Source organism: Williamsoniiplasma luminosum (assembly GCF_002803985.1).
Taxonomy (GTDB): Bacteria; Bacillota_I; Bacilli_A; order Mycoplasmatales; family Mycoplasmataceae; genus Williamsoniiplasma; species Williamsoniiplasma luminosum.
The window spans coordinates 563842-580904 of sequence record NZ_CP024963.1 but is presented as its reverse complement, the minus strand read 5'-3'; the positions used below and the strand labels follow the sequence as shown (position 1 = coordinate 580904).

16 protein-coding genes and 1 riboswitch are annotated in these 17063 nt (G+C 29.7%); of the genes, 6 read left to right on the top strand and 10 right to left on the bottom strand.

All coding sequences use genetic code 4. The features are described 5' to 3' along the window. Positions 1-58 precede the first annotated feature (58 nt). A complete protein-coding gene (locus ELUMI_RS02490; RefSeq protein ID WP_025734325.1) occupies positions 59-1237 on the top strand; it encodes an Mbov_0401 family ICE element transposase-like protein in 1179 nt (392 codons plus the stop codon). 505 nt (positions 1238-1742) lie between these two features. Beyond that, positions 1743-2195, top strand: a complete 453-nt coding sequence (locus tag ELUMI_RS02485; protein WP_025734326.1) for a hypothetical protein — start codon at positions 1743-1745, stop codon at positions 2193-2195. A gap of 86 nt (positions 2196-2281) precedes the next feature. Here ELUMI_RS02485 and ELUMI_RS02480 read toward each other — a convergent pair whose 3' ends face one another. The 10 genes from ELUMI_RS02480 to ELUMI_RS02435 form a co-directional block, all read right to left on the bottom strand. Further along, positions 2282-3025, bottom strand: coding sequence for a nucleotidyl transferase family protein (locus ELUMI_RS02480; RefSeq protein WP_025734327.1), 744 nt, complete (start codon positions 3023-3025; stop codon positions 2282-2284). Next, positions 3025-3888, bottom strand: coding sequence for a tRNA pseudouridine(55) synthase TruB (gene truB, locus ELUMI_RS02475; RefSeq protein ID WP_025734328.1), 864 nt, complete (start codon positions 3886-3888; stop codon positions 3025-3027). Before truB ends, ELUMI_RS02480 begins: the two co-directional genes overlap by 1 nt. Before the next feature lie 48 nt (positions 3889-3936). Next, positions 3937-4290, bottom strand: coding sequence for a 30S ribosome-binding factor RbfA (rbfA, locus tag ELUMI_RS02470; protein ID WP_025734329.1), 354 nt, complete (start codon positions 4288-4290; stop codon positions 3937-3939). 58 nt (positions 4291-4348) lie between these two features. Continuing rightward, the gene (infB, locus tag ELUMI_RS02465; RefSeq protein WP_025734330.1) at positions 4349-6232 is read right to left on the bottom strand and encodes a translation initiation factor IF-2; all 1884 of its coding nucleotides are present in this window, start codon (positions 6230-6232) and stop codon (positions 4349-4351) included. Between the two features lie 2 nt (positions 6233-6234). Next, complete coding sequence (locus tag ELUMI_RS02460) at positions 6235-6543, bottom strand: L7Ae/L30e/S12e/Gadd45 family ribosomal protein (RefSeq protein ID WP_025734331.1); 309 nt, start codon at positions 6541-6543, stop codon at positions 6235-6237. Beyond that, positions 6536-6799 carry a YlxR family protein gene (locus ELUMI_RS02455; RefSeq protein ID WP_025734332.1) on the bottom strand — a complete coding sequence of 88 codons (264 nt, stop codon included), beginning with the start codon at positions 6797-6799 and terminating at the stop codon, positions 6536-6538. Before ELUMI_RS02455 ends, ELUMI_RS02460 begins: the two co-directional genes overlap by 8 nt. Beyond that, positions 6783-8285, bottom strand: coding sequence for a transcription termination factor NusA (nusA, locus tag ELUMI_RS02450; RefSeq protein ID WP_025734333.1), 1503 nt, complete (start codon positions 8283-8285; stop codon positions 6783-6785). Before nusA ends, ELUMI_RS02455 begins: the two co-directional genes overlap by 17 nt. A 14-nt stretch (positions 8286-8299) precedes the next feature. After that, a complete protein-coding gene (rimP, locus tag ELUMI_RS02445) occupies positions 8300-8794 on the bottom strand; it encodes a ribosome maturation factor RimP (protein ID WP_025734334.1) in 495 nt (164 codons plus the stop codon). Positions 8795-8942: 148 nt separating this feature from the next. Beyond that, positions 8943-10700, bottom strand: a complete 1758-nt coding sequence (locus ELUMI_RS02440) for a hypothetical protein (RefSeq protein WP_025734335.1) — start codon at positions 10698-10700, stop codon at positions 8943-8945. Positions 10701-10906: 206 nt separating this feature from the next. Further along, on the bottom strand, positions 10907-11755 hold the full coding sequence (locus tag ELUMI_RS02435) for a TMEM164 family acyltransferase (protein WP_025734336.1): 849 nt from the start codon (positions 11753-11755) through the stop codon (positions 10907-10909). A gap of 224 nt (positions 11756-11979) precedes the next feature. Next, a riboswitch (cobalamin riboswitch) is annotated at positions 11980-12163 on the top strand. A 226-nt stretch (positions 12164-12389) separates the two neighbouring features. Here ELUMI_RS02435 and nrdF point away from each other — a divergent pair. The 4 genes from nrdF to ELUMI_RS02415 all read left to right on the top strand — a co-directional run bounded on the left by nrdF (position 12390) and on the right by ELUMI_RS02415 (position 17024). Next, positions 12390-13430: a class 1b ribonucleoside-diphosphate reductase subunit beta gene (gene nrdF, locus ELUMI_RS02430; protein WP_025734337.1), complete on the top strand. Its 1041-nt coding sequence runs from the start codon at positions 12390-12392 to the stop codon at positions 13428-13430. Positions 13431-13432: 2 nt separating this feature from the next. Continuing rightward, positions 13433-13912, top strand: a complete 480-nt coding sequence (gene nrdI / locus ELUMI_RS02425; protein WP_025734338.1) for a class Ib ribonucleoside-diphosphate reductase assembly flavoprotein NrdI — start codon at positions 13433-13435, stop codon at positions 13910-13912. A 1-nt stretch (position 13913) separates the two neighbouring features. Next, positions 13914-16061: a class 1b ribonucleoside-diphosphate reductase subunit alpha gene (gene nrdE / locus ELUMI_RS02420; RefSeq protein ID WP_035018838.1), complete on the top strand. Its 2148-nt coding sequence runs from the start codon at positions 13914-13916 to the stop codon at positions 16059-16061. Positions 16062-16202: 141 nt separating this feature from the next. Next, positions 16203-17024, top strand: a complete 822-nt coding sequence (locus tag ELUMI_RS02415; RefSeq protein ID WP_025734340.1) for an aldo/keto reductase family protein — start codon at positions 16203-16205, stop codon at positions 17022-17024. Positions 17025-17063: the final 39 nt, after the last annotated feature.

Below are 17063 nucleotides of genomic sequence, written 5' to 3'. Positions count from 1 at the left end.
ATCTCTAGCATTACGAATTTATATTTAGTAATGCCTTTTTATTTACTTAAGGAGATTTATGAACAATTCAAAATTAGAAACTACCATTGCTTTTATAAACGAGCAAGGGCTATCAAATTTAAAAAAAGAAATTGAAGATTATGATCAAACTTGATTTAAAACTAGAGACAAAACTCTTTGAAAAAAATCAACAAATCGAAAACGATTTTTAAGAACAAAAGAAGGTACGATATTATTTAGTTTCAGAATATATAAAAATGCAGAAACAAAAAAATGGTTTGCGCCCGTATTAGAAGAATTTGATTTATCTTCCAAAAGTCCAATACCAAATTTTATTAGAAAAGAAATTTTAAATTACATTGATACTTTTGGTAAATACAAAGCTGTAAAAGCTGCAATGAATAAATTGAAAATTACAAACATGACAATTTCAACTTATTATAGAAGTTTGGATCTACACCAAATGGAAATGGAAAAAGCTATCAAGGAGAAACCAAAACTTCAAGATGGTCAATTAGTTTATGTTTTCTTGGATGATGCATATCCAACGGTCAAAAACCAAGATGTGAAAAATATTACAAATAAGAAAGTTCAAAAACAGATTCGAGTAATATCGTTCAATTTAGGAAAAAAAGAAAATTTAGAATCAAAAAAGGAGAGTTTATTAATTTCGAAGCGTGTTGGTTTTATTGCTGGTTATGTTGGTTTTGGACCTACTATTTCAGTTGAAGATACAGTTCAATCTATAAAACAATATGGTAATAACTTTTATGAGAATTTTGATAATGCGCAAATTATTATTGGTGGTGATGGTGATCGAAGTTTTAAAAAAATTGCAAAAGAATTAAATGCCACTTTAATTTTAGATAAATTCCATTCAGTTAAATATTTAAAAGATTTTTTTATACGTGGTAAACAAAAGTACAACCCACAAAACCAAGCAAATTTAAGACACGCAAAGGAATTGCTTTATTTAGGCGAATTTGAATCTCTAATGGCTTTTCTCAAGCTTTTCCCTAATAGAAGCAAGGTTGTTAAGTATTTCACAAATAATAGCGAAGCAGTTGTCAATAATTCATTAGAATATAACTTTGGTGTTTCTGTGGAATCGGAAGTTTGTCGATTAGTTAAAGCTATTTTAGGTTTTGGATCAAAAGCATTGTCTGATTTAGTTTTTATGAATATGATGACAATGCGGGCCTTCAAAATTAATAATGAATATGACTTAAGTGCATAGTTATTAAACTTTTAATTAATCAAAAATAGCAAGACTATTGCTAAATTTTTAATTTGCAAAAAAATATTAGTTTAGATATTTCATTTTGCAAACAGCATGTTATAATTTAATTATCAATAAATCTTTTATAGGTTTCACAATTTTCTTATTCACTCTAAATTTTTCATTTTTTTAATGCTTCTCATCAAAATCTTCAAACCTTGTTTTTTAACATTAAAAATTGATTCTAAAACTTATTTAAATTACTTTTCTCAATAAATTTAGTGTTTTTCGCCAATTTTATTTTGTTTTTTTGATTTTACAAAAAAACAAAAGCAATTAATGGTCATTTTTAATGAAAAAATCCTAATCTATATTGGACGGGGGTAAACTTTATGAAAAACATAATTGCTAGATTAAAATGAAACTGATTAATCATCATCAAATTTTCTAATAAATTGATTAATACCAGAAGATGAAAATTCATTAACAAAAAGAAGATCAAAAAGCAGGAAAATAATCAAATATGAACGAAATAAAGGCTATAATTAATTTGCAAACAAATTCATTTTTGCCAAAATTATTGGAGCTAAAATATAGTCCAGAAATGAAAAGTTTAAGCAATAATAAGAAAATTGAATTTTCTAATCGATTAGCAAAGGAATTAAAACAAATGATAGTTCAAGATTTAAACATCCAAACTAAACCACGAATTAAAAAACCATCTTTACGTGAACAAGTGGAGAAGTTAACTCAAATGGTGATTGAATTACAAGCAGAAAATATTCGCTTGAATCAAAGAATTGTACAGTTAGAAATTGAAAATGCACAGTTGCGTGCTGAAAATGCTGAATTGCGAGCTGAAAATGCACAGTTGCGAGCTGAAAATGCCGAATTACGTGCAGAAGTTGTTCGATTGAATCAAAGAATTGGTGAATTAGAGGTCGAAAATAGAGCGCTTAGAAGTTCTAATCTCTAAGTGTGATTCATCTTGTAAAATTTAAAAAACGTTTCTACTTTAAATTGTAGAAACGTTTTTTTCTTATTTTAAGCATTAAAACTAAATTATTTTTTAAGCAAAATCTGTCAATGATCATTTAATAATTGTTCTTGTGATAAATCACAATTAATTTTATTGTTTTCATTAATTGTGATTTCATATTTTTCATTGTCTTGATTGGAAATTTGATAAGTTCCGTTCATAAATTTTGATTGTGGATATTTAATTCGAATCTCATTATCCTTATTTTCAAATTCAATTTCTAAACAACGTTTTAATTGTTTAGAAATTTTTTGAATTTCGCCTTGATTGACTAATTCTCTAATTTCTTGAGAACTTATAATATTATTACGTTTAAAAACAATGATTTGTTTGGCTGAAAAATATTCGATTAATGTATCAACATTTCCCATTGCTCGAGCACCAAATTTGAAATCTTGACCGACAATCAAAGTATCGGCAAGGAGAATATTTTTTAATCATCGAATAAATTGTTCTTTGCTATAATTCACTAAATAATCATCAACTTTTAACTCAATATACATGTCTGGATTATATTGATTGACTAATTTAATTTTGGTTGTCTGCGAAATTAAATCATGTTTTTCATTTTTCAAAAAATTACCAATTTTTTGATCAAAAGTCACAAAAATAAATGGTTTTTTTTGCTTCATCGCAAGCTGTTTGGCTTTGTTTAAAATTTGTTGATGGTATTTATGAAGACCATCAAAATAACCAATCACCACAATACTGTTTTGTGTTTGGTTTAAATCTTGTAAATTTTGAATCGTCTCTTGGAATATTTTCATTAATTATTTAATCCACCTCTCTTACTTTTATAAATTGGAAATTGATCAATTTCATAAATTGCCACTAATTGCTTTTGATGATTTTCAATAAACACAATTGGATGTGGAATTTCTAAATCTAATTTGACTTTTTTCCCTTGTTCAAAAACAAGGGTATTTTCAAATTTTAAAATGGGTTGTTGTGCAATCTCGATAACTTCTCTTAAAGGAATAATGTCTTGTTCAGTAATTTCATTTACTTGTTTAGCACGACTTAAATCAAAACCACCTGATGCTAATCTTCTCAGTTCTGTCACAAATCCAATGGTGTTTAGTTGTTTGGCAAAATCAAGGGCAAAACTTCTGATGTATGTCCCTTTACTTGCATTGACAATCATCTTAATTTTATCATTTTCAAATTCGATTAATTCGATTGAATTAATCGTGATTGTGCGAGGTTTAATTTCAACATCTTGATTTTGCAAAGCATATTCATAAAGTTTTTTACCATCGACTTTAATCGCAGAATAAATTGGAGGGATTTGATCATAAGTCAAATTTGTAAAGTGTTTAATCGCTGCTTGAACTTGTTCTAAACTAATTGCAAAGGGGGTTTGAGTTTCAATAATTTCACCTTCTGCATCCAATGTTGAAGTGGTTTCAAATAATTTAATTGTGACTTGATAAGTTTTATCTTCATTTAAAAGAAAATCACTAATTTTAGTTCCATTCCCAATCAAAGCAATTAAAACTCCGCTTGCCAATGGATCTAGTGTTCCTGCGTGCCCTATTTTTTTCAGCTTTAATTTACGTTTTAATTGTTGAATAATTTTATTTGAACTAAAATTTAGTTCCTTATCAATAATGATAATTCCATCTTGCATAAATACCTCGTTGTTTCTATTAAAAAAGTCCCATCGGACTTTTTTGATTTATTTTGTGTTAACTTTTTTTAAGATTTCCTCAATGTGATTAGCATTGTCAAGGGAAGTATCATAAACAAAATTTAATTCCGGAATGAACTTCATTTGTAATTTTCCTGCTAATATTTTGCGAATTTGTTTATGATGAATTTCCAATTCTTCAGCAACACTTTCCTTGTTAATACTTGGGTCAAAAGCTAAAAATGAATAGAAAATTTTTGCTATTTCATTGTCTCTTGTTAATCTCACTTCGTGGATTGAAATTGAATTTAGAAACTTGTTGCTAAATTCTCTTGTCAAAATTAAAGTTAATTCACGTAAAATTGTTGACTCCTTACGAGCTGATATCTTGTTAAATCCCATGATGTTTTCCTTCTTTCGTTTATATCTATATTATATATAAATTCTGAGGTTGAGGTTTTTAAGTTGCCTTTTTTTCTTCAACAACATAAGCTTCGATAATATCTTGCTCTTTTAAATCTTTAAAGTTTTTAATGGTTAATCCGCCTTCAGAATCAATTTTCGCTTCTTTGATGTCTTCTTTTCCATGTTTTAAAGATAAGATTTCACCAGTATAAATCACAACTCCACCACGAATGACACGAATTTTTCCATTTCTTGGAATCATTCCATCAATCACGTGAAATCCACCAATTACTCCGATATCTGTATGTCTGAATAAGGCACGGATTTCAGCTTGACCAAGAATTTTTTCTTCCATAATTGGATCAAGCATCCCTTTTGCAGCCGCTTGAAGCTCTTCGATTAATTTATAAATAATATTATGTAAACGAATTTCAACACCATCTTCTTCAGCTTTTTTACGAACTGGAGCTGCTGGACGGACGTTAAATCCATAAACCAATGCTTGTCCTGCTGCTGCTAGGGTAATATCTGAATTTGAAATTGCCCCAACACTGGCACGAATAATGTTGATTCTCACTCCATCAATATTGACTTTGGCCAATGATGATTTCAGAGCTTCAACACTTCCTTGTGTATCGGCTTTAATAATTAAATTAATTAGTTTCATTTCCCCATCATCAATATGAGTTTTGATTGAATCTAATGTAAAAATTTGTTTGTTTGAACGTTCACGTTCAACAAATTGATGAAGCTGTGCTTCAGCAATTGAACGCGCAACTTTTTCATCATTCATGACTAAAAATTTATCTCCAGCATGTGGTACTTCATTTAAACCAATAATTAAAACGGGTTGTGATGGAATCGCTGTTTTTTGTTTTTTACCAACTTCATTTTCCATATCTTTAATCGTTCCATGCGTGGTTCCAGCAATTACGACATCACGTAAATTTAAAGTTCCATGTTGAACAAGAACTGAAGCCACAGGTCCTTTTGATTTATCTAAATGCGCTTCTAAAACCACCCCTGATGCAAATTTATTCGGATTAGATTTGTAATCTTTTAATTCTGCAATCAATAAAATTGTTTCTTGTAATTCTTCTAAACCTTGTTTTTGTTTGGCTGAACCATAAATAAATGGTACATCTCCACCAAAATCTTCAGCTAAGATTCCATGGCGCATTAATTCAGTTTTGACACGTTCAGGATCTGCTCCAGGTTTATCCATTTTGTTAACAAAAACAATAATTGGAACACCAGCTTGTTTTGCATGATCAATTGCTTCTTCAGTTTGAGGCATCACCCCATCATCAGCAGCCACAATCAAAATCACAATATCAGTCACGTTCGCTCCACGACTTCTCATTTCTGTAAAAGCTTCATGCCCTGGTGTATCAATAAAGGTAATTTTTTTACCAGATTTTGAAGTCACCTGGTATGCTCCAATTGCTTGGGTAATTCCTCCAGCTTCGCCAGAAACAACGTTTGAATTATGCATTGAGTCTAACAAAGTAGTTTTCCCATGATCAACGTGACCCATGATTGTTACAACTGGGGGACGAACTTTTAAATCTTCTGGTTTATCAGGGGTTTGAAATTGTTCGAAAATGTTTTCTTTGGTTAAATTTTGTTCTTTTTTAAAGTCAAAACCAAAATGTAATGCCAATTCTCCCATTTGTTCATCACTTAAAGTGGTATTTTGATTCAACATCATTCCTTGTGAAAAGTAATATTTGATAATTTCAGTAATTGGCTTATTAACTTCTTTGGCAAAATCAGACATTGATAAAGGTTTTGTGTAAACAAAAACACCATCAATCAAACCTGTTTCGACCGTTTCTTTTAATTGTTGTTTAATTTGTTTTGTATGTTGTTGGACACGTTTTTTCTGTGCCAATTTATTATTGTTTTTGTGGTTATTGTTGTTATTGTTATTTGCCATTTTTACTCCTTCTCCTTACTTTGTTTAAACAAAGTAATCATGTTTTTGTCTTTAATTCCGATTGCAACAACTTTTTTCATGCCTGTTGCTTGTGATAATTCTTGAATACTAACTACATCAACTCATGTTTCAATATTGTAAAAATTACTTTTATCTAAATATTTCTTTTTTTGTGATTCACCCATGTCTGTAGCTATGATGACTAAATTTACTTGATTGTTTTTTATCGCTTCTAATAATCTAAAACCAAAAATTATTTTTCCCGATCTTCTTGCAAGACCTAGATTATTAATCAACTTAATTTTATTCATTGAACAACTCTAAAAGTTGATTATAAATTGATTCATCAACTTTGGTTTTTAAACTTCTTGATAAACCATTGGTTTTTTTAAGGCTTAAAATTGCTTGTTTATTTTTTTGAATATAAGCTCCTCGACCTGACAAATTTTGTTGATGATCAATCAAAATTTCATTGTTTTTGGTTTTAACAATTCTGATTAAATCATGACGATCAATTAGCGTTTTGGAAAACAAATCTTTTCTTAAATTATTAGTCGTAATACTCATCATAATCTTCTTCGTCTTCATCATCAATTTCATCATCTTCGAATTTATTTTCTAAATCATCAAAAGCTGCAAGATTTTGTTGGATTTCTTCTAATTCTAAAACTGGAGTTGAAAGACCAAAACTTTCATCAATTGCTTCTTCTTGTTTTGTTAATTCATCATATGCTTGAATTTCTTTGATTTCTTCTTGCAATGCCAATAGTTCATCTTCATTAATTAAATTGAAATTATTTTTGAAATTGTCAAAATCTTTGTCATTATTTCTGAAACTGTTGTTGTTGAAATTGTTATTTCTTGATTGGTATTGAGTGTTTGTATGTGCATAATTGTTGAATGGTTGGTACGGTTTTTTTCTTCTAATTGTGCTTTCAATAAATTCTGGACTTGTTAATTCCGCTAAAGTAATATTTCCATTTCAATTAATATCAATTGCAAATTTTTGAGCATCATCATATGAATAAATGTTGACTCTTTTTTTGATTAAGTTCGCAACTAATCTAGCAGCTACACCTTTTTTACCAATTGCTAAAGATAATTGTTCGTTTGGTACAACAACATCAATTTCTTCTGTTCCTTCAATAAAGTTAATTGAAATCACACGGACTGGAGCCATTGCTTCCATGATAAATTTAGTTAAATCTTCATCTCATTTAATCACATCAATGCGTTCGTCTTTTAATGCTTTTCTGACAGCATCAATTCTTGTTGAGTTTTCACCAATCAATGAACCTTTTGCATCAATTGCATCATCATAAGACACAACAGCCACTTTTGCTCTGACCCCTGGTTCACGACTAATTGCTTTAATCGCAATTAGTCGATTTCTAATTTCAGGAACTTCTCTTTCTAATAATTTTTCAAGAAATGCTGGTGCAGTTCTTGAAACTTTAACTTGCGAAATTTTATCTTCTTTGGCAACTTCTTCAACATAAACTTCAATGATTTGATTCACTTCAAATTTTTCTCCAGGGATCACTTTTTGTTTTCACAATGATGCTTGTGTACCATTGATATCTAATAAATATGAGTTTCCTTGTTCGTTCATTCCAGTCACTTTACCTGGTAAAATTGTGTGTTCTAAATTTGCAAATTTATCATAAACATTTGCACGTTCAGCCCCTTTAATTTTTTGTTGTAAAATTTGTCTGACTTGAATCACTGCCAAACGTGAAAACTCTTCATTGAAATGAATTTCTTTTTTAATTGTTTCACCAATTTGGATTGCATTATTTAATTTTTTTGCATCAGCAAAACTAATTTCTAATCAATCATCTTCGACTTCTTCAACAACTTCTAAAATTTGGAACATTTTTAATGTTCCAGCTTGTTCATCAATATCAACAACAATTTTTGCTTCTGTATCAAAAAACCTTTCATGGGCTTTTTGAAATCCTTCTTTAATTCCTATTAATACAACTTCTTTGGCAATGCCTTTTTCCATCGCAATTTCGTTAATTGCACCTAATAGTGCTGCTCCGTTAATCATTTTTTCATCTCCTCTTAAAATTTAACTGCATATCTTACTTGTTGAATCAACTCTCAAGTAAAATCGATTTGCTTTTTTTGTCCTTTAACAAAAAAAGCAATTTTGAATGTTTTGTCTTTTTCATCATAGCTAATAATTGTTCCATCTAAACTTTTAATTTTGTTAATCATTTGATGAAATTCAATATGCACATATTGATCAATTGCTTGAACTAATTCTTTTTCATTTCTAATTGGCTTTTCAATACCAGCACTCGCAACTTCTAATAAATATTGATTATCAATGCCTTTGATGTCATCCATCATCGTTGATAAATCTTCATTCACTAATAACAATATGTCAAAACTTAGTGGTTTATTTGGTTGGGTTTGATCTTCAACTAAAATTTGAATCACATCACTTTCAAAATCTTGGAAATTATTAATTTCATAAACTCTTAAGTTGTGTTGATTTAAAATTTTATTTGCTAAATCTTCAATTTGGTTTTTAAAGCTGGTAAAGTTTTCCATAATCCTCCTGAACGAAACAAGAAAGCAAGCCCGAAGCTTGCTCATGTTTACTAACTTACAATAAAATAATACCATATTTAATCTAAAATGGCATAATAATTTTTATTGTTGATCCAATACATTAATCAAATCTTTAAATCCAAGAAATTTAGATATATTGAAAAATAAATGTCCCAATAATTTTTGTCGAAGTCGCTTTCGCCGTCACTCTAGTTTCGGTGTTTCAAGCTCATCGAGGTCATGCAATATCGATATCATCACTTGTCACACCAACATTTGGAAGTGCTTGATTAATTGCTTCTAAAAGAAGTCTTCTTATCGTGAAATCATTACCATCAATGTTGATAATTGTCGTCCCAAGATCACTCAGATCTTTTTTAGCAACACTAATTTTGAATTCATCTGTAATCAAGGTTGAACCTTCTTTGGCTTTAACTGTAATAATTTCATCTCCAGCAGTGGTTGCAATCCCGGTTTCAGAAATTGGTCCGGTGATCACAAAATCATTTACCGTTGCTCTTGGTGAGACAGTTTGAATTTTTCTTAAAATTGCTTCTCCAATATTATCACCAACAAAAACATCAGTGATCGAAAGAGTGCTAATTGTAATTCTGGCCGGTAAAACAGTAATCGTGAATGAATCTTTAATTAAAGCAGAATCCTCAATTGCACTAACTGTTATCTCACTTCCGGCAGTGGTTAAGCTATTCAAATTACTGATTGTGTAATCAGTTCCTTCTGCAACTTCCTCAGCATAGACTTGAATATTTTCTTGAATATATGTTTTGACATAATCTTCTTCATCATCAGTGTAAACAATCAATTCAATTTCTTGAATTGATACTTTTTCAACAGTGATTGAAAAAGTATCTTTAATTTTTGTTGAATTAGCTGTTGCTTCAACTGTAATTATTTGTCTAGAAATGGTTACATCAGCTAAATTTGTGATTATATAATCAATATCTTTTTCAATCCCGGGGGCAATTTTGTCCATTTCAGTTTGAATATAATCTTCAACCATTTCTTGTTCTTCTCCAACCAAAATTGCCAATTCAATATTTTCAATTGAGGCTTTTTCAACAGTCATTGAAAAAGCACCTTGAATCAATATTGAATCAGGATTTGCTTCAACTCTAATTGTCTTGATTCCAACTGATGTTGCAATTCCATTTACATAATTGGCCCCGGAAATTGTGAAATCATCACTTGTTACATCCGGAACTATTTCTTGAATTTTTGTTAAAACAAGTTGATCAATGTTTTGCCCAACAATCACATCGTCAATTGTGATTGTTGAAATATTTGTTTTTGCAGGTAAAACATTAATTGTAAATGAATTCTTTAAAAAATTTGAAGTAGAAATAGCCTTAACTTCAATAGTTCCAGCATTTTCAGTCATTTGTTTAATGATTTGATAATCAATATCTTTTTTTGCTTCAATAGAAAAATAAGTTGAAATTTCAGTTTGAATTTTTGTTTCTAATTCAGTTTCATAAGTATCAAAATATAAATCTTTAATATCTGCTAAAGAAATATCTTCTTTTGAAACTTCAAAAGAAAACTCATTGGAAATCAATTCCGATGCGCTTGTTGCCCCCACTGTAAAAAGGACTTTGTCTGCATCAACAGTTTTTGTAATGGTATAGTCTTTATCCTTGACAACACCGGGTCTTACTTTTAAAATTTCAGTTTGAATTTTGTTATAAATTGCTTCTAAAGTATTGTTGACAAATACAACGTTACGAATTTGAATATCACTAATACTTTTTCTTTCAATTCTTCTTTTGATATTTTCTATTGCATTAATTGGTTTTGTAGTTTGGATTTTGGTTTTTTGACATGAAACAGTCATCACTATTGGTGATGCTGTTGCAATGATTGCTAATAATTTTAATAATTTTTTCATTATCCTTTTTCTTTTGTTTTCTCTCTTTTTGAACAAAATTATTAAAACTATATCATTTCTTTTAAACTAAAATGAATTAATTGGCATTTTTGTAAAAATAACTCGAAATTAATTCCTTATATTTGTTAAGAATTTGAAAAAACAAGATGTAAAAAAGCAATTCCACACTATAAAACAAGTGTGGATTTGCTTTTTTAAAATCGAAATTAAGCTTTGATTTTACTTTTGAAATTTACTCAAATTTTCTTATAGTTTGATTTGGTAAATGTAGTTTTAATCCCTAAAATATCTTCCTGAAGATTGAATTTTAATTTTTGTTCACCACGATTTTCATAAATTGGTCTGGCAAAAAACATCAACGTTCAACCAATTACCATAATTATTGGCCCAAAACCGAAAATAAGCACAAAATATTGATTTAATAAACTTAATTTACCTAGTCCTAGATTATAAATAATGTATTTATAAATGTAATTTTCCCCTCAATATTCGCTTGGAATTTTACCTGGTGGAACTGGTTTTAATGGATCACTGCCAGCTGGTAAATGCGACATGTTTCACATCATCACAAAAGTTAAAAGTAATAAGGCAAATATGGCAGATCTTTTCATTGATTTCCAAGTTAGACGCGCACCTGTGAAATCATATAAATAAATATATAAGTAACTGAAAAGAATTCCTAAATGTCCAAAATAGTAATTGTAATAACGATAATGATCAAAACCATAATCTTTAGCAGTTCCAACAATCCCGCCAGCAATTGCTAAAACCGGACCAATCATTACCAAGGGCATAAAAAGATCAATTTGAATTTTTGTTGGAATCAACATTAAAACAATTGATGATCATGCAAGAATATGACATAGTTCTCAATCTCATGTGATATTTTGAAAAATTGTAATAAAAATTTGATTCCCCAACATTCACCCAGCAAGAATAATTCTGACTCAGTAGGTTTTTGCAGTTTTGGCTCAAAATTTGCGAAAAATAAATAAGGTGCTAATAATTAGAATGCTCGCTATCACCCCAACGATGTATTCAGCTATATGGTTCATAGTAAAATTTCCTTTTTGAAATCAATCTTTGTGTTTAATCTTTTCTAAATAGATTACATATTTTTTTACTATTTTATTTCAATAAAATCAACTGCTTTTATAGTTTTATTTTTAAAAAGTTATTCATTCCAAACAAAACATATCTTAAAACCATGACTTTTAAATTGGTTTTAAAAATTTATTTTTTATAAATTTTTTTATTTTGCCAAATAAACTTTTTTTAATTAAAAATGTGAGAAAATCACTTTGAAATAAAAACAGAAAAGTAATGCTAAGGGAATTTGGTTCAATGCCAAAACTGTACCAGCAACTGTAAAAGGGATCAATTATCCAGGCCATTGGGCAACCGAGAAGGCGATAATTGAGATGAACTTGAGTCAGGAGACCTATTATCTTTTCAAAATTATTCTTTTTCCTGGTCAGAAAAAGTTGGTTAAAAATCTTTTTCCAAATATGACCACGATTTTTTTAAAAAAATCGTGTTTTTATTTCAAAAACTAATAATTGAAATCAAGAAAATTAGAAATTATCTAATGCTTTTTAGTGACTCTAAAAAGCAAATAAATTTTTAAACCCTAATAAATTTTCTTGAAAATCAATTGTTAAATACACAAGAAAGGAAAAGAGATTTTATATGACAAATAACAAATACAAAACAAATGAAAAAAATAAATATTATCAAGAATCAGTGTCTCCACTCGAATATGCTTTAAATGGTTTTAATGGCAATATTCGTTCAATTAATTGAAATGTGATCAATGACAACAAAGATTTGGAGGTGTGAAATCGGATTACCCAAAATTTTTGATTGCCTGAAAAAATTCCAGTGTCCAATGATTTACCTTCATGAAAAACCCTAACCCCAGATTGACAACAATTAATTACCAGAACTTTTACTGGTTTAACGTTGCTTGACACTGTTCAAGCAACAATTGGAGACACAAGTCAAATGCCAAGTTCTTTGACCGATCATGAACAAATTATTTATACTAATTTTGCTTTTATGGTTGGGGTTCATGCCCGAAGTTATGGAACCATTTTTTCTACTTTATGTTCAAGTGAACAAATCGAAGAAGCTCACACATGAGTGATTAATTGTGAAAGTTTGCAAAAGCGTGCCAAAGCCTTAATTCCATATTATGTTGGTGAAGATCCGTTGAAATCAAAGGTCGCAGCAGCTTTAATGCCAGGATTTTTACTGTACGGGGGATTTTATTTACCGTTTTATTTATCAGCAAGAGCAAAATTACCAAATACTTCTGATATTGTGCGTTTAATTTTACGTGATAAAGTGATTCACAACTATTATAGTGGTTATAAGTATCAACAAAAATTACAAAAATTATCACTTGAAAAACAACAAGCAATGAAAACATTTGTTTTTGATTTAATGTATGAATTGATTGAGTTAGAAAAAGAGTATTTATATGAATTATATGATGGGTTTGAGATTGCTGAAGATGCGATTAAATTCAGCATTTATAATGCTGGTAAATTTTTGCAAAATTTAGGTTATGATTCACCTTTTTCTGAAACTGAAACAACAATCAAATCTGAAATTTTTGCTCAATTATCTGCTCGAGCTGATGAAAATCATGATTTCTTTTCAGGGAATGGTTCGAGTTATGTGATGGGTGTGAGTGAAGAAACTGAAGATGCAGATTGGGAATTTTAATTATGCACAAAGATATTATCAAAATAAATAATGCTGACATTATTAAACCAATTGGTGAAATTTGTGTGGTCTATTTTTCATCAACTTCCAACAATACTCATAAATTTATTCAAAAATTGGGGTTTACCAATTTTAGAATTCCGACTGAAATTGATCAAACAATTTCAGTCAATCAAGATTATGTTTTATTTTCTCCAACTTATAGTGGGGGTGGAGAATTCACAAGTGGAGCTGTGCCAAAACAAGTTATCAATTTTTTAAATAAAAAAGAAAATAGAGAATCTTGTCGTGGTGTCATTGCTTCAGGAAACACCAATTTTGGTGACACATTTGCGATTGCTGGACCAATCCTTTCTAAAAAATTAAATGTTCCATTGCTCTATCAATTTGAACTTTTAGGAACCACAAAAGATGTTGAACAAATTCAAAAGATTTTAATTAATTTTTGAAACCAAGAACCAGAAAAAAAGAGAATAAATTAAAATGAAAACAAAAAATAACTCATTATTTGAAAATGATGAATACATTACTTTAAATGCTAAATCCAAACTTTTTTCCAATAATCAAGCCAATTATCATTTGGATCGCCAAGCAGCAATTTTATATAAAGAAAAGCACATCAAACCTAATACAATGCAATTTGATAGCTTTGAAAAACGCATAGAGTTTTTGGTTGCTAACCAATATTATGACCAAGAATTAATTGCTAAATATTCAATTCAAGATTTAGCAAAATTAACTGCTTATGCTTTAAGTTTTAATCATCAATTTCCAAGCTTTATGGGAATACTAAAATTTTATAATGCTTATGCACTCAAAACATTTGATAACAAATATTTTTTAGAAGACTATGAAGATCGGGTTGTGATGAATGCTCTTTTTGTTGGTGATGGGGATGTTGAAATTGCCAAAAAGATAATTAAAGAATTAATGTTAGGAAGATATCAACCAGCAACACCAACATTTTTAAATGTTGGTAAAAAACAACGTGGTGAATATACAAGTTGTTATTTATTACGGATTGAAGATAACATGGAATCAATTGGAAGAGCAATTTCAACATCGTTGCAATTATCAAAACGTGGTGGGGGTGTCGCTTTATGTTTAACGAATTTAAGAGAATTTGGTGCTCCAATTAAAAATATTCATAATCAAGCAACAGGGATTGTTCCGGTGATGAAATTATTAGAAGATAGTTTTTCATATGCCAACCAATTAGGGCAAAGACAAGGGGCTGGAGCTGTTTATCTTTCTGCTCATCATCCTGAAATTTTAACTTTTTTAGACACTAAACGTGAAAATGCTGATGAAAAAATTCGTATTAAATCTTTATCACTTGGCATCGTAATGCCAGATATTACTTTTGAATTGGCTAAACAAAACGATGAAATGGCTTTGTTTAGCCCATATGATGTTGAAAAAATTTATCAAAAACCTTTCAGTGATATTTCCATCACTCAAGAATATGACAAGATGGTCAATAATCCGTTGATCAGAAAAACCTATATTAATGCTCGAAAATTATTCCAAATGATTGCTGAATTACATTTTGAAAGTGGTTACCCTTACTTATTGTTTGATGACACTGTCAATAATCGCAATGCTCATCCCAATCGAATTGTGATGTCAAATTTATGCAGTGAAATTGCCCAACCAAATACAATAAGTATTTTAAATGATGACTTATCTTATGCTCAAATTGGGGAAGATGTTTGTTGTAATTTAGGGAGTTTAAATGTTGATAAAGCAATCAAAGCTGGAGCTGATTTTGAAGAAATGATATACAATGCAGTTTATGCCTTAGATCATGTTTCAAGAAAAACCAGTTTAAAATCAGCTCCAAGCATTGAAAAAGGCAATCAAAATAATCATGCGGTTGGACTTGGGGCAATGAATTTACATGGATTTTTAGCAACACATAAAATTAATTATCATTCACCAGAAGCCATTGATTTTACGAATATGTTCTTCTATACAGTTGCTTATTATGCTTTTAAAGCTTCAAATAAATTAGCCAAAATTCATGGTTCATTTAAAGATTTTCACAAAACGAAATTTGCAGATGGAACATATTTTGATAAATATACTTTATGTTCACAAGACAAGTGAAGATGTGAAACGAAAAAAATTCAAGAAGTTTTTGCCAAATACAATGTTGTTATTCCAACCAAACAAGATTGAATTAATTTAGTTCAAAATATTCAACAACACGGTTTAGCAAATTCCCATCTATTAGCAGTTGCCCCAACTGGATCAATTAGTTACTTAGCAAGTTGTACCCCAAGTTTGCAACCCGTTGTTTCAAGTGTTGAAGTTCGCAAAGAAGGTAAAATGGGTCGAGTTTATGTGCCGGCTTACAATATCGATTTTGATAATATGAGTTATTATGCACTTGGGGCTTATGAACTAGGACCAGATCCAATTATTGATATTGCAGCAGCGGCCCAACAACATGTTGATCAAGCGATTTCATTAACTCTTTTCATGAATGATACAGCCACAACTCGTGACTTGAATAAAGCATATATTCGTGCCTTTAATAAAGGATGTGCATCAATTTATTATGTTCGTGTCCGTCAAGAAATTTTAGAAGATTCTGAAAACTACGAATGTGATTCTTGTGTTATTTAGTTTTAAAAAATGCATCGTTGGATGCATTTTTTAACCTTTTTTATGCCAAAAATCACTTTAAAATAAGAAATTTTTCAAATCCTTTCAAAAAAAGCAAAAGTCATTTTCAAAGGAATATAATATAGACAAGAGGTGATATTTATGCAAAAAATATATTTTGGCACAATGACTAAGTCAGGTGATACTTATAAGGCGGTAATGGAAGCTTTCCAAGCTGGCTATAAATACTTTGACTTCGCAGAAGTTTATGGTAACCAAGCAGAAATTGGTCAAGCAATTACTGATTGATTCAAAAATAATCCAACTCTCAAAAGAGCAGATTACTTTTTCCAATCAAAAGTATGAGTAACAGATATCGATAACAACAACGTGGATCAAGCGGTGATGAAAATCTTAAAAGATTTACATCTTGAATACATTGATTCACTATTAGTACACAGACCTTCAATGGATTTAAATAACTCAATTAATGCTTACAAAAAATTAATAGCATGAAAAAACAAAGGAATCGTCAAACATGTCGGAATTTCTAATTTTGAAAAAGAACATATTGTTCTATTATGATCAGAGAGTGGGGTAAAACCAGAAATGCACCAATTTGAAATGAACATCTTTAATCAAAGATGAGATCGTGTTGTCTTTGCACAAAAACATGGAATTGAAAGCCAAGTTTATGGAGCGCTGAAACGGCATGAGCAGTCTAGTGAGGTTGAACAACTAGCCAAGAAACACAACGTGTCTACAAATCAAATAGTTATGTCATGATTAAAACATCATCACTTAAATCCTGTTTTAAAATCAACAAACTTCGAACATATGAAGGAAAATTTAGCAAACGTTACAATTCAACTTACTGATGCAGAATTAGCTGTGATCAAAAATCTTAATCGATATGAAAATAGTTATTCTGAAGGTATTGAAAGCTCAAAGTTTAGAGACTTCTACAATCAAATAAAAAATTAAATAATAATATTGGTTAATTCCAAACAAATAAAAAATCCT